General features: G+C 62.1%; 24 protein-coding genes. 13 read left to right on the top strand and 11 right to left on the bottom strand.

Going from position 1 to position 18329, the window contains the following annotated elements:
* Positions 1–334 precede the first annotated feature (334 nt).
* Positions 335–565 carry a hypothetical protein gene (locus AC1DE3_RS21130; RefSeq protein ID WP_441514340.1) on the top strand — a complete coding sequence of 77 codons (231 nt, stop codon included), beginning with the start codon at positions 335–337 and terminating at the stop codon, positions 563–565.
* A 78-nt stretch (positions 566–643) separates the two neighbouring features.
* On the opposite strand, the gene AC1DE3_RS21135 is transcribed toward AC1DE3_RS21130, so the two are convergent.
* On the bottom strand, positions 644–1210 hold the full coding sequence (locus tag AC1DE3_RS21135) for a CinA family protein (protein WP_476852727.1): 567 nt from the start codon (positions 1208–1210) through the stop codon (positions 644–646).
* Positions 1211–1560: 350 nt separating this feature from the next.
* On the opposite strand from AC1DE3_RS21135, the gene AC1DE3_RS21140 reads away from it, so the two are divergent.
* Genes AC1DE3_RS21140 through AC1DE3_RS21155 form a run of 4 tightly spaced genes read left to right on the top strand, consistent with a single transcriptional unit; the run spans position 1561 to position 3320 of the window.
* Positions 1561–1866: a GNAT family N-acetyltransferase gene (locus AC1DE3_RS21140; RefSeq protein ID WP_476765292.1), complete on the top strand. Its 306-nt coding sequence runs from the start codon at positions 1561–1563 to the stop codon at positions 1864–1866.
* Positions 1863–2240 carry a VOC family protein gene (locus tag AC1DE3_RS21145; RefSeq protein ID WP_476765291.1) on the top strand — a complete coding sequence of 126 codons (378 nt, stop codon included), beginning with the start codon at positions 1863–1865 and terminating at the stop codon, positions 2238–2240. Before AC1DE3_RS21140 ends, AC1DE3_RS21145 begins: the two co-directional genes overlap by 4 nt.
* 11 nt (positions 2241–2251) lie before the next feature.
* Positions 2252–2440 (top strand): DUF3008 family protein, encoded by a 189-nt coding sequence (locus AC1DE3_RS21150; protein ID WP_441514473.1) that lies wholly within the window; start codon positions 2252–2254, stop codon positions 2438–2440.
* 22 nt (positions 2441–2462) lie between these two features.
* Positions 2463–3320, top strand: a complete 858-nt coding sequence (locus AC1DE3_RS21155; RefSeq protein WP_476765289.1) for an SDR family oxidoreductase — start codon at positions 2463–2465, stop codon at positions 3318–3320.
* 11 nt (positions 3321–3331) lie between these two features.
* On the opposite strand, the gene AC1DE3_RS21160 is transcribed toward AC1DE3_RS21155, so the two are convergent.
* The 5 genes from AC1DE3_RS21160 to AC1DE3_RS21180 all read right to left on the bottom strand — a co-directional run bounded on the left by AC1DE3_RS21160 (position 3332) and on the right by AC1DE3_RS21180 (position 5313).
* A complete protein-coding gene (locus AC1DE3_RS21160) occupies positions 3332–3577 on the bottom strand; it encodes a hypothetical protein (RefSeq protein ID WP_476765288.1) in 246 nt (81 codons plus the stop codon).
* A complete protein-coding gene (locus AC1DE3_RS21165; RefSeq protein ID WP_476852728.1) occupies positions 3558–3809 on the bottom strand; it encodes a hypothetical protein in 252 nt (83 codons plus the stop codon). The genes AC1DE3_RS21160 and AC1DE3_RS21165 overlap by 20 nt, the downstream gene beginning before the upstream one ends.
* A 62-nt stretch (positions 3810–3871) precedes the next feature.
* Entirely contained in the window at positions 3872–4375 is a 504-nt protein-coding gene (locus tag AC1DE3_RS21170; protein ID WP_113255015.1) for a YciE/YciF ferroxidase family protein, read from the bottom strand.
* An 89-nt stretch (positions 4376–4464) separates the two neighbouring features.
* On the bottom strand, positions 4465–5001 hold the full coding sequence (locus AC1DE3_RS21175) for a hypothetical protein (protein ID WP_476765287.1): 537 nt from the start codon (positions 4999–5001) through the stop codon (positions 4465–4467).
* 12 nt (positions 5002–5013) lie between these two features.
* The gene (locus tag AC1DE3_RS21180; RefSeq protein ID WP_476765286.1) at positions 5014–5313 is read right to left on the bottom strand and encodes a PepSY domain-containing protein; all 300 of its coding nucleotides are present in this window, start codon (positions 5311–5313) and stop codon (positions 5014–5016) included.
* A 239-nt stretch (positions 5314–5552) separates the two neighbouring features.
* Here AC1DE3_RS21180 and AC1DE3_RS21185 point away from each other — a divergent pair, with 239 nt between their 5' ends.
* The 3 genes from AC1DE3_RS21185 to AC1DE3_RS21195 all read left to right on the top strand — a co-directional run bounded on the left by AC1DE3_RS21185 (position 5553) and on the right by AC1DE3_RS21195 (position 8239).
* Complete coding sequence (locus tag AC1DE3_RS21185) at positions 5553–5786, top strand: hypothetical protein (RefSeq protein ID WP_476812266.1); 234 nt, start codon at positions 5553–5555, stop codon at positions 5784–5786.
* A complete protein-coding gene (locus AC1DE3_RS21190; RefSeq protein WP_476765285.1) occupies positions 5783–6028 on the top strand; it encodes a hypothetical protein in 246 nt (81 codons plus the stop codon). Before AC1DE3_RS21185 ends, AC1DE3_RS21190 begins: the two co-directional genes overlap by 4 nt.
* Positions 6029–6166: 138 nt before the next feature.
* Positions 6167–8239 carry an ATP-dependent helicase gene (locus AC1DE3_RS21195; protein ID WP_476765284.1) on the top strand — a complete coding sequence of 691 codons (2073 nt, stop codon included), beginning with the start codon at positions 6167–6169 and terminating at the stop codon, positions 8237–8239.
* Between the two features lie 283 nt (positions 8240–8522).
* Here the strand turns inward: AC1DE3_RS21195 and AC1DE3_RS21200 are convergent, their stop codons facing one another.
* On the bottom strand, positions 8523–8900 hold the full coding sequence (locus AC1DE3_RS21200; protein WP_476852729.1) for a YkvA family protein: 378 nt from the start codon (positions 8898–8900) through the stop codon (positions 8523–8525).
* Between the two features lie 70 nt (positions 8901–8970).
* Entirely contained in the window at positions 8971–9903 is a 933-nt protein-coding gene (locus tag AC1DE3_RS21205; protein WP_476852730.1) for an NADP-dependent oxidoreductase, read from the bottom strand.
* 365 nt (positions 9904–10268) lie between these two features.
* Between AC1DE3_RS21205 and AC1DE3_RS21210 the strand changes: the two genes are divergently transcribed.
* Genes AC1DE3_RS21210 through AC1DE3_RS21220 form a run of 3 tightly spaced genes read left to right on the top strand, consistent with a single transcriptional unit; the run spans position 10269 to position 11262 of the window.
* Complete coding sequence (locus AC1DE3_RS21210; RefSeq protein ID WP_441473332.1) at positions 10269–10517, top strand: hypothetical protein; 249 nt, start codon at positions 10269–10271, stop codon at positions 10515–10517.
* Between the two features lie 12 nt (positions 10518–10529).
* On the top strand, positions 10530–10763 hold the full coding sequence (locus AC1DE3_RS21215; RefSeq protein ID WP_476812348.1) for an SOS response-associated peptidase family protein: 234 nt from the start codon (positions 10530–10532) through the stop codon (positions 10761–10763).
* On the top strand, positions 10714–11262 hold the full coding sequence (locus AC1DE3_RS21220) for an SOS response-associated peptidase (RefSeq protein WP_476812349.1): 549 nt from the start codon (positions 10714–10716) through the stop codon (positions 11260–11262). Before AC1DE3_RS21215 ends, AC1DE3_RS21220 begins: the two co-directional genes overlap by 50 nt.
* A gap of 33 nt (positions 11263–11295) precedes the next feature.
* Here the strand turns inward: AC1DE3_RS21220 and AC1DE3_RS21225 are convergent, their stop codons facing one another.
* A complete protein-coding gene (locus tag AC1DE3_RS21225) occupies positions 11296–12948 on the bottom strand; it encodes a M20/M25/M40 family metallo-hydrolase (protein ID WP_476852731.1) in 1653 nt (550 codons plus the stop codon).
* A 130-nt stretch (positions 12949–13078) separates the two neighbouring features.
* Between AC1DE3_RS21225 and AC1DE3_RS21230 the strand changes: the two genes are divergently transcribed.
* On the top strand, positions 13079–13495 hold the full coding sequence (locus tag AC1DE3_RS21230) for an Lrp/AsnC family transcriptional regulator (protein ID WP_476852732.1): 417 nt from the start codon (positions 13079–13081) through the stop codon (positions 13493–13495).
* Between the two features lie 156 nt (positions 13496–13651).
* On the opposite strand, the gene AC1DE3_RS21235 is transcribed toward AC1DE3_RS21230, so the two are convergent.
* Positions 13652–15757 (bottom strand): DNA cytosine methyltransferase, encoded by a 2106-nt coding sequence (locus AC1DE3_RS21235; protein ID WP_476811931.1) that lies wholly within the window; start codon positions 15755–15757, stop codon positions 13652–13654.
* A gap of 349 nt (positions 15758–16106) precedes the next feature.
* Positions 16107–17087, bottom strand: a complete 981-nt coding sequence (locus AC1DE3_RS21240; RefSeq protein WP_476811935.1) for a 3'-5' exonuclease — start codon at positions 17085–17087, stop codon at positions 16107–16109.
* A gap of 672 nt (positions 17088–17759) precedes the next feature.
* Between AC1DE3_RS21240 and AC1DE3_RS21245 the strand changes: the two genes are divergently transcribed.
* Positions 17760–18284 (top strand): hypothetical protein, encoded by a 525-nt coding sequence (locus AC1DE3_RS21245; protein ID WP_476852733.1) that lies wholly within the window; start codon positions 17760–17762, stop codon positions 18282–18284.
* The last annotated feature ends 45 nt before the right edge of the window (positions 18285–18329 follow it).

Consider the following 18329-nt stretch of genomic DNA (forward strand, 5'->3'; position numbering starts at 1 on the left):
ATCACATCCGGTATTTTGACCGCCCACAGCGGGTCTCCAGATCCTCGCGCCGAAGGATCCCACACATGAGGAACTGGTCAGGGCTGGCCCGCGCGACGGCCGACCCTGCCGGGCGCCCTCCTCTGCGGATAGTGGCAGCACACCCTTGAGGAATTGCGTGTCACCCGGCGCGAGGCGAGATCCGTGGGACGCGCTCAGGAAACACGATGCCGCGGCGCTTCCGAAGATCGGTCGGGCTAAGTCCGTCTCAAATTTTTAACTTTGGCATCTTGGCAGAGCGCCGCGGCGCGCTAATTTCTCAGAAATCCTATCACCCAGCTACGGGGAAGGAACCATGCCATTCTCATCGTTGAATGATCCGGTCGATCTCGCTCGAGCGCAGGCTGCTTTGGATGCCGCGTGGGATGAAATCAGATCGACCATTCCCGATGCGCGAGATGAGAAGGAGCGGACCAGATTAGCCTATATCGTGGCCTCTCTGGTCGCCATTGCAGAAGACGAAGATGATCTGAAGAGGCGCGCAGTCGAGCGCTATCGACAGTCGGCCGAGAATACCGCCGCTTGATCATCGGAACCCCGGACATTGGCGACCTTCCAGATGGCATAAGTTTTGACAGGTATCTGCTCGGGTTACGTAGCCGGTTTAACAGGCAAGGGCCTTATTCAGAGCAGTATGGGCCGCTTCATCGCCGAGTTGCGACAGGCCAAAGGCGATAGCCGCTTGGATTGCCAGGTGAGCAAGCGCGTCTGGAGCGAGCGGACCGAACTCGCAGTGCAATGTGCGTGTTTCACCGGCCCGAGCGAAACCGACGAAAACCCGCCCGATCGGGTTTCCGTCCTCATCGGGTTCTGCGCCGGTCACGCCGGTGATGGCAATCGCGCAGTCCGCTCCACTACGTTCGAGGGCGCCGAGAGTCATTGCCTTCGCCACCTCCGCATGCACGGCGGTGCATTCCGCGAGAAGCGGCCTAGGTACGCCGACCAGCTTCTCCTTGGCTGCCTTCGTATAGGTGACAAACCCCCCGGCAAGAGCCAGGGCTGCGCCGAACGGACGGGACAGCGCATGCGCCATCGCGCCGGCCGTGCAGGATTCGACGGTCACAAGCCGGATCCGCAGGCTGCATGCCGTCGCGATCAAGCGCTCCGCCCGGACATGGAGCCCGGGAAGCGCCGAACCGTCGAATACCTTATGACTGGCGTTCTCTGACATAGCGGTGATCCGTGTGGCGGCCTGCGTAGTCGCGGTCGATCTCCTCGATGAGGCGGTCGCCGTCGTCGCGATCGACCTTGCGCAGGATGGTATCGAGCCCCTCGAAGCTGGCGGCCTGACCATGGCTCGCTAGGTCGTTGGCAGAGGGCGAACCAGCCGAAGACCCAGTGGCCGACCAGGCTGATCAGGAAGAAGCCGCCGGTCACCCAGGCAAATCTGAATCGGGTCCAGATCGAGTGTTTCATTCACCGTTCCCAGTCCCGCAGGGCTTCGAGAAGCATCGCTGCGAGAGGGAACTCCGATCGGCTGCCGGGGTTCAACCCGGACACCGCCTCTTTCAGGAGCGCCCCATGCCGACGAAACCGCCAAGCATCCGAGACGACCCTGAACACAACAGGTTCGTGATGGCGGTTCCGGGCGGGGAGGCCTTCGCAACGTATCGGCGCCTTGATGGCTACCTTATTGTTTCGCACACCGAGGTGCCGTCGAGTTTGCGCGGTCGAGGTCTCGGCTCGCAGCTTGCTGAAGCCCTGTTCGAGCGCGCACGCGGCCGCAGAGAGCGTATCGTTCCCGCCTGCTCATTCATCGCGGACTGGGCGAGGCGGCATCCTGAATACCAAGACGTTCTCGCCCAGCGGACGGAGCGGGCGCAATGATCGACCATATTTCCGTCGGCACCAATGATCTCGCGAATGCGCGCACGTTCTACGACGCGGTCCTTGCGGAACTCGGGATCCGGCTTCTCAGCAGCAGCAATCGATCGGCCGACTATGGCGTGAGCAGCATTCTCTTCAGCATCGAGACGCCCGTTGACGGCAAGAGGGCTTCCAGCGGCAACGGGACCCACATCGCTTTTGCTGCGGGTAGCCGAGAGATCGTGAACGCCTTTTACCATTCCGCGCTCGCCAACGGTGGCACCGACGCTGGCGCCCCGGGTGTACGCCCGAATTACGACGCTCACTACTATGGCGCCTTCGTCTTCGACCCCGACGGCAACAAGATCGAGGCCGTCACCCGTTCATCCAAGTGAAGGAGGACGACATGCCTGCAAAATCAGCCGCTCAACAGAAGGCCGCGGGCGCCGCGCTCGCCGCAAAGCGCGGAGACATCAAGGAAAGCGAGCTCAAGGGCGCCTCGAAGTCGATGGAAAAGTCGATGAGCGAGAGCGAACTCGAGAAGATGGCTTCGACCAAGCGCAAGGGAAAACCCGAGCACAAGAGCAAGCACTGACTCGCGTTTCGAGGAAAAAACGATGACATCACACTTCGAACCGCCCTTCCCTGAGCAGCAGCAACCGATGCCGGGGCGCACCGATGCCATGACGCCCCGACCGGACCATGGCGAGGACAGCTATGTCGGCTCGGGTCGTCTCGAGGGCAAGCGCGCCATCATCACCGGTGGCGACAGCGGCATCGGGCGGGCTGTTGCCATCGCTTTCGCGCGGGAGGGCGCGGACGTCCTGATCTCCTATCTGAACGAGGATGAGGATGCCGGGGAAACCCGCGGTTGGGTCGAGAAGGCCGGACGGAAAGCCGTGCTGGTATCCGGCGACATCCAGGAAGCGGCCCGTTGCCGCCAGATCGTCGACCGGGCCGTGGCCGAATTCGGCGGCATCGACATCCTCGTCAACAACGCTGCCCATCAGGCCAGTTTCAAGAATATCGGCGACATTTCGGACGAAGAATGGCAACTGACCTTCGCGGTGAACATCCACGCGATGTTCTACCTGACCAAGGCTGCCGTCCCGCACATGAAGCCTGGTTCCTGCATCATCAACACAGCCTCGGTGAACGCCGACAAGCCCAATCCGACCCTGCTCGCCTATGCCACGACCAAGGGAGCCATCCAGAACTTCACCGGCGGGCTGGCGCAGTTGCTGGCGGAGAAAGGGATCCGGGCCAATGCCGTAGCCCCCGGGCCGATCTGGACACCGCTGATCCCCTCGACGATGACGGGCGAGAGCGTCACGCAGTTCGGCAAGCAGGTCCCAATGAAGCGGCCGGGACAACCGGCGGAGCTCGCGACGGCCTATGTGATGCTCGCCGATCCACTCTCGAGCTACGTCTCGGGCGCCACCATCGCGGTAACTGGCGGTCATCCGATCCTGTGATGGCAGGCGGGTCAATCTTTGTTGAGCTTCCCGAGATTGCCGGGCAGGCCCGAGAAAGGAAGATCGTCCGGCTTGAGCAAGCTGTCGGACGGTTCAGGACCATGGCTCTTTTCGCCCTTGTGCGCCTCATTCCAGTGCCGGATCTTGTCCGTAAGCCGTAGAAACTCTGCTGCCTGCGGTGAACCTGCGGGCGCGTCGCTCAGCGCGGCGGCGCGCTGTACGGCAGCCTCATATTCCTCATGATTTTTGAAAGTCATGGCTGGAGTCCAATTCGGATTGGTTGCTTGCAGCAATCTCGTCGAGGAGTTCGGAGGCGGCTCGCGACAAAGCTTCCGGCGGCGCCATATCTTCCTGAAGATGCCATTCCACGAAGTCCCGTCTCTTCCCGGCTCTCTCCGCCAGAAGCGCCACCCAATCGCGGTGCGGGTAAGCTGCATTCATCCGCAGCGCGAGATCCCGGCCGGAAGTAAACGGTTCGGATGAAAGCATCAGGACTCCTGTACACTCCGAAGAGAAAAAGACCCCGCCGGATGTCCGGCGGGGCCGCGCGCTCAAGCAGCCTTGCGATTGATACCGTCCAGCGCGAGCTTGGTGAGTTTCTCGTCGGTCGCGGCTTCCTCGTCGAGGTTCTGCTTTAGGAGCGACGCGCAGTCATTGCGACCGAGCTGCTTCGCCCAGGCGACCAACGTGCCGTAACGCGTGATCTCGTAATGCTCCACCGCCTGGGCCGCGGCAATCAGCGCTGCGTCGAGCACCTGCTTGTCTTCGACTTCGCCGGCGACGTCATTGGCCTCTTCGAGGATGCCGTCGATCGCAGGGCAGGTGACGCCCTTTTCCTCAACGCCATGCAGGCGGAAAACCTCCTTCAGGCGCGTGATCTGGCCCTCGGTCTCGCGCAGATGCGTTTCGAAGCCTCGCTTGAGATCCGGGCTGGTGGCCTTTTCGACCATGTCCGGAAGCGCCTTCTTGATCTGGTTCTCGGCGTAATAAATGTCCTGAAGCGTATGGACGAAGAGGTCGTCCATCGTGGCGATGTCTTTAGAAAACCAACCCATGCCGCTCTCCATTTTGGCAGGAAAATCCCCCAGCGCTTGGTCGTTCCTGAGGGCTGGTCCGCCCTCTTCCGAAAGCCGGACGGCTTTGTTCAGATCACCGTGGAGCGATAGGGTTCGGCCGTCTCGTCGAACCGGTTCCACCCTGCTGCACGGTATTCCGCGAGACGGGCATCCCTGTCGATGGGAGATGCTCTATCGAGGATGGCCTCGACCGCCGGAACCTGCTCATCGGCAACGCGAACCGAAACAACGGTACCGCCGCGCCGAACCGTTTCGGCGTAGTAGTTGGCATCCTCTTCACTGTGGCCGGCGCTGGTCAGCGCTCCGACGATCCCGCCGGCGACGCCGCCGGCCGCGGCGCCCGCTGCCGTCGACGCGAGCCAACCTGCGGCCACCACCGGGCCGATCCCGGGAATGGCGAGCAGTCCGACACCTGCGAGCAGACCGGCTGCTCCGCCGAGTGCCGCGCCGATTCCAGCGCCTTCACCGGCATTGCTGTCATCGGCCTTGGCGTGCCGACCGACCACGCTGATGTCAGCGGCGCTGACGCCCTCGGCTTCGAGGGCTTCGACCACCGACCGGGCGGTCTCGTAGTTTTCATAGGAACGCGTCAGTGTCTGAGTCATGGGAGTCTCCGATTACTGGCGGGTGATGTTGCCGCGATAGTCGACGGTGACGTTCACTTTGGCGCCGCCATGCGTGGCGCTGCCCTTCCAGACGCCATTGGCGTCCTTCGTCAGCGGACCAATCTGCGAATAGCCGTTGGCCTCGAGACGGCTCTTCGCCTGCCCTTCGGTGAAGCTATTCGCGCCTGGAAGCGGAGCATTCTTGTCCGCTTCGCCCTTCGGCGATGGTACGGGTGAAGTCGTCGCGGTCTGAGCGAGCGCACCAAAGGAGGTCGTTGCCGCGATGAGAAACGCGAGCAAAAGCTTCTTCATGTCTAAGCTCCTCGAAACTCGTGGAATGGTCCACTGAATGCATTTCGAACGAGCTGGGCGCCATTTCTGTTCCGCCAGAATTTGGATCCGTAGCGACCAAACCGCGGGGCGTTTTCTTCATATGCCGGGGCAGCGCCAGGTAGCGGCCCCGACGTCACCGGGCCTCTGTCGTTGGTCTTTCCGGCTTGACTCGTAAATCCATATGTTCTCTTTATGTTCTCGCATCCCGAGTGAGAACCATGACAGCAGCCGTGCCTCAGCGCCCGCCTGAACCAGACCCTTTTGCCGTTGCCGATGAGGAGATCGATGCGGTCCTGGAGGAAGCCAGCGGAGATTCCCGGGAGGCGATTCGGATGGTCCTCCGGGACCTGGCCGTCATGGCAGCCGACGCCGATGCAGCATCGTCGCGCGGGTTCTTGCGCGGTCGCTTTTCCGAGGGGCGGCGCCGTCCTCGCGTCGTCGGCGAAACATGAGACGCAAGGGTGAGCTATCGCCTGCTGAAGTCGACCGTCGCTGGCCTCACCACGTCGCCGTTGAGATCCCGCCGGGCCATGGGCTCGGCATCGTACCGGCGACCGGACCGCTCTCGTCGCTTGCTCCTCGTGGCCATGAGGTCGCCTACGACGGCAAGCGATATCGGGTGTTCTGGTTCTCCGATCCGGACCAGGCCGCGCGCTTCAAAGACATCATGGGTGGCCTCGATTTCGATCATTGAGACCGCGGCCGGGGAGCCCATTGGGGAATCTTGTATCGGGGGCGCGGAGCTACCCGCGATACCAAGCGCAGCCGATCCTGACGCGCGCTTATCATTCGACATGGTACGCTCGGACGAATCATTATCCATCAGATCCTCATGAACGCCGTCGCCCCGATCAGCTATCTCGACACGCTCAATCCGGCGCAGCGGCGCGCCGTAGTTCATGGCGTGGGCGCAATAGCGGCCTCCCCGCTCCTGGTCATTGCGGGCGCCGGATCGGGCAAGACCAACACGTTGGCGCATCGGGTCGCGCACCTGCTGGTCAGCGGCGCCGACCCACGGCGTATTCTGCTGATGACCTTCTCGCGCCGCGCGGCATCGGAGATGTCAAAGCGCGTCGAGCGCATCGCGCGGAAGGTTCTCGGCGACGGTGCCGGGGTGCTGAGCGACGCCCTCACCTGGGCGGGTACCTTTCACGGCATCGGCGCCCGGCTCCTCCGCGACTGCGCCGATCAGCTCGGCCTCGACCCGGCCTTCACCATCCACGATCGCGAGGATTCCGCCGATCAGATGAACCTCGTCCGGCACGAGCTCGGTTTCTCGAAGACGGAAGCGCGCTTCCCGACGAAGGGGACCTGCCTTGCGATCTATTCGCGGTGCGTAAATTCGGAATTGCCGATCGAGGACGTGCTCGGTCGGTCATATCCGTGGTGCGTTGCCTGGGCAGCCGAACTCAAGGACCTGTTCGCCGCCTATGTCGAGGCCAAGCAGCAGCAGAACGTCCTCGATTACGACGACCTCCTGCTCTACTGGGCGCAGGCGATGACCGACTCGGACATCGCTGTGGATGTCGGCTCGCGCTTCGACCATGTGATGGTCGACGAGTACCAGGACACCAACCGCCTCCAGTCCTCGATCCTGCTCGCGCTCAAGCCCGATGGCCGGGGGCTGACTGTCGTCGGGGACGATGCCCAGTCGATCTATTCGTTCCGCGCCGCGACGGTACGCAACATCCTCGACTTCCCCGCCGCGTTCTCCCCCCCTGCTGAGGTCGTCACCCTCGACCAGAACTACCGCTCGACCGAAGCCATCCTCTCGGCCGCCAACGCAGTGATCGATCTGGCCACGGAGCGTTTCACCAAGAACCTCTGGACGGACCGCGCCAACGGATCTCCTCCCCAGCTCGTTCATGTTCGCGACGAGGCTGATCAGGCCCGTTTCATCGCCGATAAGGTCCTCGAGAACCGCGAAGGCGGCTCGACCCTGAAGCAACAGGCGATCCTGTTTCGGGCGTCGCATCACAGCGGCCCCCTCGAGATCGAACTGACTCGTCGCAACATTCCGTTCGTGAAGTTCGGCGGGCTGAAGTTCCTCGACAGTGCCCATATCAAGGACCTTCTGGCGATACTCCGGTTCGTGGAGAACCCGCGGGACAAGGTCGCCGGCTTCCGAGTGCTGCAACTTCTCCCGGGAGTGGGGCCGACGTCGGCGCAGCGCGTCCTCGATCACATCGCACAGGCGGCCTCCCCGATCGAAGCGCTGGATAACGCTCCTGCTCCTCAGCGCGCAGGCGAAGACTGGCCCAGGTTCCTCATCGCGGTCGCCGAGATCCGATCGGGCCGCGCCGGCTGGCCCGGTGAGATTGAGCGCGCCCGGCGCTGGTACGAGCCGCATCTCGAACGAATCCACGAGGACGCATCCACGCGACAGGCCGACCTGGTGCAGCTCGAGCAGATTGCCAGCGGCTATCCTTCCCGGGAGCGCTTCCTGACCGAGCTCACGCTCGATCCCCCCGATGCGACAAGCGACCAGGCCGGGGTACCGCATCTCGACGAAGACTACCTGATCCTGTCGACAATCCATTCCGCCAAAGGCCAGGAATGGAAGTCGGTCTTCGTCATGAACACCGTCGACGGCTGCCTTCCCATTGACCTGGGGACTGGATCGAGGGACGAGATCGAGGAGGAACGGCGCCTGCTCTATGTCGCGATGACGCGGGCGAAGGACGACCTTCACCTGATCGTGCCGCAACGCTTTTTCACGTCCGGCCAATCCGGAACCGGTGACCGCCACGTTTACGCCAACCGCACGAGGTTCATCCCGAATGGCTTGCTCGGTCATTTCGAGCGGATCGGCTGGCCGATCGCCTCAGGGACGGAAACCGGCCGGATGCCGAGCGCCGGCCCCAAGGTCGACGTACGAGCCAAGATGCGGGGCATGTGGCGATAATCGGTCAGACCGATAGCTGGGCTCATCAGATCGAGATCGAAGTTCCCCCGGCCGGGTTCGAGATGAAGCTCCGCGCGATCGAGACATGGTTGCAGGAATGTGAAATCCCGTACCGCATCGGATCCTCGCTCGGTGCGACAGGGCAGATGCGCGTTTGCTTCACGGAGGAGAAATTCGTCCGGGCATTGGCGTTCTGATGAACGATCATGGTGTTGGCCCGTTGGTGCGGCGGCTTATTCGGCACTCAAGTGTGAGGCCCTGGCGCAGGTTCCGCAACGGGACGTTAGCGGACGTGGAGCCAGACCCAATAGCCGACCGCCGAAGCCGTACCCAACCACACGCCGATGATAAATCCAGCAGCCACTACGCTGCGAGGCCGGGTGCTTCGAATACCTGCCTCTCGTCTGAATTCAATCATGAGCGCTGGGGGAATGAGACGGAGGGCCGCTGCGATGCCCAGCGGGACAATGAGCAGGTCATCCAGATATCCCAGGACGGGGATGAAGTCCGGGATCAGATCAATCGGACTTAGTGCATAAGCCGCGACGAAGGCCGCGATGCCTTTGGCGAGCCAAGGGGTGCGGGGATCGCGCGCGGCAATCCACAACGCCACCACGTCCCGTTTCAGGCTCTTCGCCCACCGCATAATCGTCTCGAACATAGCGCCTTGTATCAGATGGCACGTTTCCGCAACGGGTCATGGGCGGACGGTACAGTTCTCCACGCGGTTGCTAGCCGACTGTCGGCTTGTGCATCTGCACGATGACCTTGCCCTTCGCCCGCCCGGTTTCGAGATAAGCAAACGCCTGCTCGATTTCGGCGAATGGGAACACCCGGTCAACGATTGGACGAAGCCGTCCGGCATCGACGAGAGCGGCCAACTCGGAAAGCTCGGCTCCGCTGGGATGCATGAACAGGAAGCGGTAGCGCGCGCCATGCTTTCGCGCCTTCATCCGCAGCGAAAGACTGGCGAACCAGAATAGCCCTGCCAGCAGCAGTCCGCGCCCGAGGTCCTTCCGAGCGGTCTCGGGTTCCGGCGTGGCGGTGATCGAAACCACCGTGCCACCGGGCTTCACCAGGGCGAACGACTGCTCTAGCGTCTCGCCGCCCACGAGATCGAAGACGCCATCGACATCTCGAACACGATCTGTGGCCCGCTCGGTCGTATAATCGATGACGGTGTCTGCGCCGAGCTCTTCGACAAGGGCGCGGCCACGTGGCGATGCGGTCGTGACGACCTGAGCGCCGAGCCATTTGGCGATCTGGATCGCGAGAGTGCCGACCCCGCCGGCTCCTCCGGAGATGAAGACCTGGTTTCCGGGCCGCAGATGCAGCTCATCGCGCAGCGCCTGCAAAGCCGTTAGCCCCGCCAGCGGAATAGCTGCCGCTGTATCGAAATCAAGGGTTTCCGGCATGGCCGCGACGACCTGTTCGGGCACGCAAGCGTATTCGGCGAAGGCTCCCATCCTGTCCTTCGGAACACGCGCAAAAACCCGATCGCCCGGAGCGAAGCGGGAGACGGCCTCGCCGCATGCCTCGACGATGCCCGCAAACTCGTTCCCGAGCACGACCGGTAGCGGGTAGCCCTGGATGACGCGCAGCTTACCCTCGCGGGTCTTGAAGTCGACGGGGTTCAGACCTGCCGAGCATACGCGCACGAGCACGTCGCCACCCCCCGGAACCGGTTTGGGGACGTCGCGGAGCTGTGCTGTTTCAGGTCCGCCATATCGTGTGAGGACAAAGGCCTTCATATCGGCACTATGCGGCTTGGCGCGTCATCGGAAAAGGTCAGCTAGAGGTGAGGGATCAGGAAGTACGATGACGGATGCCGTTCGGAGCTCTGGCGATCCGCGCGTCCGGCTCCGTCGCGCGGATGATTTGCTCGAGCGCATCGTTATGCTGAAGACGGACATGCACGCAGCTTCGGTACTCTCGCGTATTTCCTTGAGGTTGCGCGTATCGAAGCCGAGCTTCAAGCCGACCGCATAGCCGAGGAACAAGTGACCGGGGAGCGCGTACCGGATGAGTTATGGCGACCGACCACGGACCGGGATTGATGGCGAAGAAGCCTGCCGAGCTGCCTGAAATCGATCTCGACGTCGTTGACGTGAGGCAGGTGGCTATAACGACCGATCCTCAGGGAGAAACGATGATCAGCCTGGAGATGGCCGGCGGCCAGGTCATGAACTTGGTCTTCACGCCCGGGTTGCTGGCCAAGCTCGAAGCCTTCCTCGCGAAGGCCAACGAGGAGCAGGCCAAGATTTCTCACATTCAATAGAGGCAGCACCCGATGTGCGGTCGATTCAGCCAAGCCTACACCTGGGAAGAGATCGTCACCTTCAGCCAACCTCTGACCGTGCCTGCGGATCGGCCGAACCTGCGCGCCCGCTACAACATCCCGCCGACCACCGACGTCGACATCATCGTGAAGACCGAGGCCGGGCGAGAGCTTCGAAAGGCGCGCTGGGGGGCTGATCCCGGGGTGGTGGAAGAAGAATCCTTCGGAAGTCGGGTCGACCCATAACGCTCGCTCCGACCGAATGAGCGACAGCGCGATGTTTCGCTCGGCCTTCGTCAAGCGGCGCTGCATCATCCCGGCAAGCTCGTTCTATGAGTGGACGGGCACGAAGGGCGAAAAGGTCCCGCACCGGATCAGCGCTGCGGATGGCGGATTGCTGGCGTTCGCAGGCCTGTGGGATCGATGGACCGATCCCGAGACCGGCGAGGAGATCGTTTCCTGCACGATTATCACCCGGGACGCCGATAAGTGGATGTCGGCCATCCATCACCGGATGCCAGCAATCCTGCACCCCAGGGATTTCGACGCCTGGCTCGATGGCACCGGTGGGAAGGAGCTCCTCGACCAGCCTCCACCCGAGCTTCGCGAGTGGATCGTCAACAGCAGGATGAACAACGCTAAGGTCGGCGACGACGATCCTGCCACCGAGGAGCCCGTCTCCGCCGAAAGCCCGCCAGCGAAACGTCCGCCCGAGGAACCGCCTCCCCAGGGCAGCTTATTCTAAGCGTTTGGTTCCCCCGCTTGGGTTTCAGCAGACCTATCCGAGGAAACGCTTCACGATCTCCCGCAGCAACCGGGGCAATTCATCGAAAGCGTAAGGAGTGTGCACTCGCTCGAGCCTTTGATGAAATTCCCGTCCCCACGGGCCAATGTTCACAACCGGGAAGGACAGGGCATCTTCGCCGACCGCGTCGACAAGCTCGCTGGCCGGGGTATTGGCGGCAATGGAGTCGCTATCGGCGTCGGATGGGCGATGTCCCAAAAAGCTCATGTCCGAAATGCCGGTAAAATACTCACGATACTTGAGCGCTCCTCCACCGGCGCTTTCATGCGCGAGCCGCGCGCTTTCGATCGCGTCGGCAAAGCCGGAGGGATTTGCCGCCCTGGAGAGGTGGGTCGAGGGATATACGAGACTGCTGAAGCCATAGAAGATGGCAGGACCGGTCACGCTGGCTTCCGTAACCATCGCGCTGACGATCGCACGCGTCTGAGCGAGAGGATCGTCGGAGGCGCGCCACTCGAGCTCTACATCGTTCACCCGGGCAACGGCATCGGCTCCGCCGACCTGCTCGGCCCGCTTCATCAGTTCTCCGACCGCGATAAGCGAAGCGGCTGCCACCGGGGCCACCTGGGGTATTCCCAGCATCGTGGCATAGCTGTGCGCACGCTGATTGAACTGCTCGCTAGCCGCAACCGCGGCCGTTCGGACGGCTTGTTCGAAAAGGCGCAGAAGCTCAGGGGCCGTCCAGTTGTGCGAGAGCCAGTTGAAGGCGATCCAGACCCGCTCAGGCGTTGTGACCTCATAGCCTCCTCGTAGGTCCTTCGCCTCCAGGCAGATCGGCGGCGGCGAGACTTCACCCCCTGCCCTGTCGGACAGCGCAGGGTTAGCCTCCACGGCCTTCGTGATCTCTGACGCGATCAGTTGGGCACTGACACCCTCGAACGGATAGCTCGCATGGGAGGAATGGCCGACGACGAACGCGAAGGGCAAGGCCTTGCCGATCGTGCCGCGATAGATAGCGCGGCCCTCTGTTCCATTTCCCTGATCGCTCGTCGCGTCCAGGTTGATGCCTGCCTCGATGTCGAGTCCGAATTCGGCTGCGATGGTCGGAAGCGCATCGCGTAGGCTGCGCATTCCCCGCGAGCCGCGCTCCTCGTCGGGGGTCGCGATCAGGATGAGATTGCCGAGCCGTTCCGGATCGGCGGCGAAAGCTTCGAGAACGGCGATCCCAGCAGCTATACCGCTCTTCATGTCGAGCAGCCCGCGACCGGGCAGGAACTCGCCGCCCCTGAAGTCCTCCAGAGCGCGACGCTCCCCCGCGTTTAGCGGCCGGCTCTCCAGATCGGCGATCAACGCCGCCAGCAGTTCGTCGGGCTTGAACGCCAGCGGAGACAGCTCCCGGTAGTTTTCGACTGACACGACGTCGTAATGCCCCGCCAGGGCCAGTGCGCGGGACCCTTTTCCCCGCACAATGGCCACCACGCTTCGCGTCATCGGATCGCCATGGCTGTTGACCAACCGCACTTGGCCCGGATGATCGCGGAAATATGGAATGTCGCGGAGCAATTCAGCCATTCGCTCCCCGAATTCGGCCTCGCCCAGGGAGCCGGTTTCGCTACCCCAGCCGACAAGACGGCAGGACAGCTCTCGAACTCGAGGGCCGGGATTCCAAGTCGGTCGGGAATTCATCAGACGCTCCGCGATTGCAGCCGGGCGGCAACATATCCGAGCACATGAAGAGCAGAAACGTTGCCCAAGCTCACAATCGATGATGGATTGTCCATACTGTCAGACAGACTGACGGAATCGGCAGAGCATTATGGATGATCTCGACCATCGCCTAATCGCAGAGCTACGTGTCAACGCGCGAGCAACGGTCCCAACGTTGGCGAAGCTCCTGGGCGTTGCGCGGGGCACCGTCCAAACCCGTATGGATCGACTGATCGCGAACGGAGTGATCGCCGGCTTCACCGTTCGATTGAAAGACCATGACGCGACCGACCGAATCCGCGGAATCATGATGATTGAACTCGAGGGGCGGAACATGAAGGGCGTCGTGGCGAGCTTGAGAAAGAACCCGGGCTTCGCCGCGCTTCACACCACCAACGGACTTTGGGATCTGATCGCGGAAATCGACGTCCCCAGCATGGCCGAGTTCAATCGGCTCCTCACCGGCATCCGGATCATGGAAGGTATATCGAAATCCGAAACACACCTCTTGCTCGGCCCAGCGTGATCGGTTGGCAGCCCGGATTGTCATCACATATGGCTGGCTTGATCGTAGCAAACTGAGACAACAATGAACGCGGCTAGAACCTGGGCCAATCTTGGATCAGCACAGCGCGAAAGCCTGCCGCCCTCGGCGAGCGACGCAATGGGCTAAATTCGGACGCTATTCAGCCGCCTCGCGCAAATGCCGATTGAATTCGGCCAGATCGAGCCGTTTGAAAAGCGGCGCTTCGATTGCCGTTCTCACATCGATTTCTTCGCCTGAGAGTGCACGCTGGATTGCGAGTCCCAGGACGCGGGAAAGTCTCGGGGGAAAGGCGTTGGCCATCTGCCTGAATTGCGCCTGACGCGATCCGGAGAAGCCCCAATCGTCTGGGAAGTCCTGGAGCCGCGCCAGCATCGGAAGGGTCAGACAGGGGATTCCATCGAAGTCCGGGTCGGGCGCTTCCTTGGCAGGCTTTCGGGGGTCTACGCCGATATTGAACCAGGCCTGCCGCGAATTTGGTTGGGCCAAATCGATGCCCATCTTCTTCGCGCTTCCCCCGATCAGCGTGGGCGCGAGGCCGTCGGCTCCGGCGACCCATTGATCCAATCGAACCCAGCCGCGGGCTCCCATCAAATCCTTCAACCGGCTGCCGACCGACGTCGGCGCCATTTCCGGAGCGAGTGGCCAACGGAAGCGGTGCATCAGGCCGCGACGGAGCGCGACAAGGATCGCGCGGCGACGATTCTGAGCCAGTCCGAAGTCGGGACCCTCGATGATCCTCCACTCCGCGTCGTAACCCATACGCTCGAGCTCAGAGTATACTTGAAGTCGGCGCACTCCGTGGGTGACCTGGGAGATGCCAACCACATTCTCAATCAGGATCGCCTTCGGCTGGACTTGCTCGATGATCTGAAGAGCTCGATCGAAAAGATCCCGTTCGTCCCCTGCGCCGCGCCGCTCTCCTGCCTGCGAATAAGGTTGGCAAGGCAGGCCGCCGGCAACAAGATCCACGCCCCGGTAGCGACTGACATCGATCGTATTGATATCCGCCTCGAACACCGGCCATTTGGGACGATTGGCACGTAGGGTTGCGACAGCTTCGGGAGCTTTCTCAAAGATTCCGGCGTGCCAGAATCCAGCGGCGTGCAGACCGATCGCCTGACCTCCAGCGCCAGCACACAGCTCGAGCACCGAGTACTGATAGGGCTTCGCAGGCCGGGACCTGGAACTCTGCGGATGGCGATCGAGTGCGACGACGCCCTGGCCGAGCCGACGTCGATGACGGCTCAACTCCGGCAACTCTTGTCCGAGTGCCCACATCAAGGGCTCGTGCCGGCTCTCGTCAATCCAAAGCGGATCCACGTCCGGCCAAGACCATCCTTCGATAGAACACAGCCTGCGATCTGCGAGTAGATTCAGCGTACGAAGTACGCGGCTCCACGAATGCTGGGGCCATTCGTCGCCTGAAGTCAGGAAATCGACCGGTACGAGCCTCTGGAGCTGGGCTGCAAGCCGACGAGCATTTTCGGCAAGCGCATCGACCCTGGAAACCGTTTCGGGCGAACGATCCTCAGGGCCTGTCTCGTTGTAAAGATCGGTAAAATCGTTAGCCAATCCGCCCAGGCCTTCGAGGAAGCGGTCCACGAACTCCCGTGCCTTCAACCTGACGGCACTCTTCAAGTCTGTGACGGCGCTACGATCCGGCTTGCCAGAGACCGCTGCTTCGGCTGCGAGCACGTCGCGCCGAAGCAATCGCAGATCCGCAAGCGACAACGACCTCCCCGAACGCAACATCGTAAGCGCCTCGTCCCGAACCGTTGGCGGTTGCTTTGCCAGGCGGCAGAGGACACTGACGTCGATCGCACTCTGCTGGAGATCGGCTCGTTCCGGATCGGTGAAGTCGGCCAGCAGCAGGTAAGCACTTGCCTCCGTCCGAGACACGCGGCACTCGGCCCTGATGAACGCGACTAGATGGGCTTTCGACAAGTGCTGGGCGAAGACTTTGCATTGATCAGCAAGGGCGAACGCATCAGCAATGGCGCGGCGACGACCGGCGAGCGCGCGATCACGGACTTTCTTGAGGCTCTCCAGAAGCTCGCGATCGCCACCAACGACCTGGTTCTGCCCGGGGCCCTCCCCCTTCTCACAAATTGGGCGCCCTGGCCTGCTTTCGCTTGAGTCTCCAATTTGATTTGTCCCACGCTCCGACCCGTTCTCCTCAAGTGCTGAGGATCCGGATTCAGCGGCAAAATCACCGCTGGGGAGGTAGGCTTCTTCGCTCATCAACTCTGGAACTCCGGGACTTTCCGGGCTCAATGCCACTTGGGCCGTGCATTTCATCTGAGCGCGATTGTTAAAATCCGCGCGATCTCCAAGAATCAGGCAGTCCTTGGAGCGATGCCGACCAGTTTGCCGGTCCCCCGAGCAAATTTTTATCGTAGCGAGGACATCCAAACTGCCATTCGACTGGCTGCTCCAGGGCCTGACTTCCTCCCCGGCCCCTAAGCGCGCTCCTGCCGTTAGCGTTCCGCAACGGCCCGCGCGATCGCACAACTTCAGGGAGTATGGCGATGCCCTACCCGACCACGATGCACATCGTGGCGAGGGCATAGCTCCCGCCGAGCGAGCCAGTTCACGCGCGAAATCGATCAAGAGCCGTCAATCGCACGGTCAGCGGCTCAGCATCCTCCCAACAATAGATGTCAGTCCTCAGATAGCGAAGCTCTTCGTCATAGAGCTCCTCGTCGACTTCGATCCACCAGGCTCGCGGCCTTCCGTCGCTCCCGTCGGACCATCTGTAGCCACGTCCCTTGAGGTGATCCTTCATGTCGAAGGGTGCGTTCTCCGCGAAGATGCGGATCCGGCTCTGCGTGCTCGATCGCAATAGCTCTGTGAATGGACGCGTCCCATTTGGCCCCGCTGGCCGCGCCAGCACCTCCAGGAGAGCGTGGCAGTCATCGGTCGCGCGATGTCCTTCATGAAATAAGCCCGACTGACCGACGAGGTATCCGAGCTTGTTGCCTTCGAATCCCAGGTCGGCCCACCGGATCTCGGTGACCGAACATGCCCAGGCCTTCGAAGCAAGGGCTGGCGAAAGCCCTTCGCAGAATGGGCGATCGAATCCGGCGTTGTGCGCAATGACGAGGTCGGCCGGTTCAACGAGAGCATCGAGCGCGGCGATATCGATGTAGCGGCCAGACACCATCTCGTCCGTGATGCCGGTCAGCCTGGTAATCTCTGCTGGGATCGGCGCCGATGGCTGACGCAAGCCACTGTAGACTCCGATGACGTCCCCAATCATGCCCTCATCGTTGTAGGTGAAGCTCACTGCGCCGATTTCGATGATCTCGTCCCGGGAATGAAGCAGCCCGGTGGTTTCTGTATCCACCAGCACCGCGACGTTCGGGAACGCGCTTTGCTCCCGGGCAACGATCGGACGGGGTACCAGCTTCCGCAGAACCTTGAAGCGTCCAGTCTCCTCTAGTCTTTGGGCAAGCTCCTCATCATCGCTGGATGGCAACAGGACTTCGGACCGGCGTTTCCTGGGAGATGGTCGGGGCGTCTGCCGGTAACCCGGCGCATCGTCGAAAAGGTCGATCTGGGTGGATGCCATCTTCATCCGGCGACCTTATCCGCTTTTTCGTCACCGAGTGCCAGGAGTGTGTCCCGAGATACGCAGCCGGTGCCCCCGCTCGCTCGCGACGAACTTGGCATCGCGTGTCCGTCGCATCCTGTCACTTTCACTGGTTGAAAAGGCCGGAGCTGGCCAAAGCTGTCGCAGTGTCCGGACTGAACGCTGCGGGAATGTCATAGACGAGCACGAGTCGTAGCAGCGCTTTGACGTCCACATCGTGCGGCTGCGCGGCAAGCGGTCCGGAAAGAACAACAGCACGTCCAATTCGCCCTGTGCGATCATCGCGCCGATCTGCTGGTCACCGCCGAGAGGCCCGCGCTAGCCAGACGGATACTGAGGTCGGGCATCGCGTCCCGTAGCAGGCCGCCGGCCGTTGCGGTGACGACTACAGGATGTCGGTCGATGGATCTGGCGTGATGCTCGGCCCAGGATCCACCCAGTATGCGGATCAAGCTCTGCGTACGCTGTTGCTCCTTCTTGTCTATGCCAAGGTACAGGTCCGTCTGGCGATCTATCGAGAGCAGACATTGAAGGGGCCAGTAGAGATCCAAGCGTTCAACGCGAACAATTCCTCTCGCTTCTGCGCTGCCACGCCGCTCCGAGTTTGTCGGCGGTCCACGGTGGTGAGCGCACTTCGGCGAGAGGTGATTGATGAAAGCGCTCTTGACGCGCGAGGCGATGCTTCCTCGAGGACGCGCCGCTGCCGCGACGGTCGTCATCACGGTGGCGTTCAACGGCACCTTCTTGACCGCGAACGGCCTTTTCATGCTGATCGCGCCACTGGCTTGGTACGAACTTGTCCCGGGCGTGACTGATACCGGCTTCTTCAACCAGCACTTCATTCGCGACATCGGGATGATCCAGATGTTCCTCGGCGTGGCGTTCGGCCTCGGGCTTTTCAAACCGCGGCGCCGCGTTGGACTATGGGCAGCCGCGACGTCCTGGCTTTGCGCGCACGCGCTCTTCCATTTTTGGGAGGTTGCCGTCGGAATCTGTTCGCCTGCTGTCATTCCGCGGGACTTTCCGGCGGTGACGCTGCCAGCGCTTCTCGGACTGGCGCTTACGCTCTGGGCGCTCCGGAATTCCTTGCCAGCAAGTCGAAGCCTCTCCCTGGCCGCCGCGTCAGAGCCGCCCAACTGCGCCTCTTCCTGTCTTCGACGCCGACGTCTGGATTGACTGGCGAATTCTTTGGCCAAGCACCCCGGGCCCGAGCTTGCGCTG

The sequence above is a fragment of the Allobosea sp. 10L417 genome (assembly GCF_056395485.1).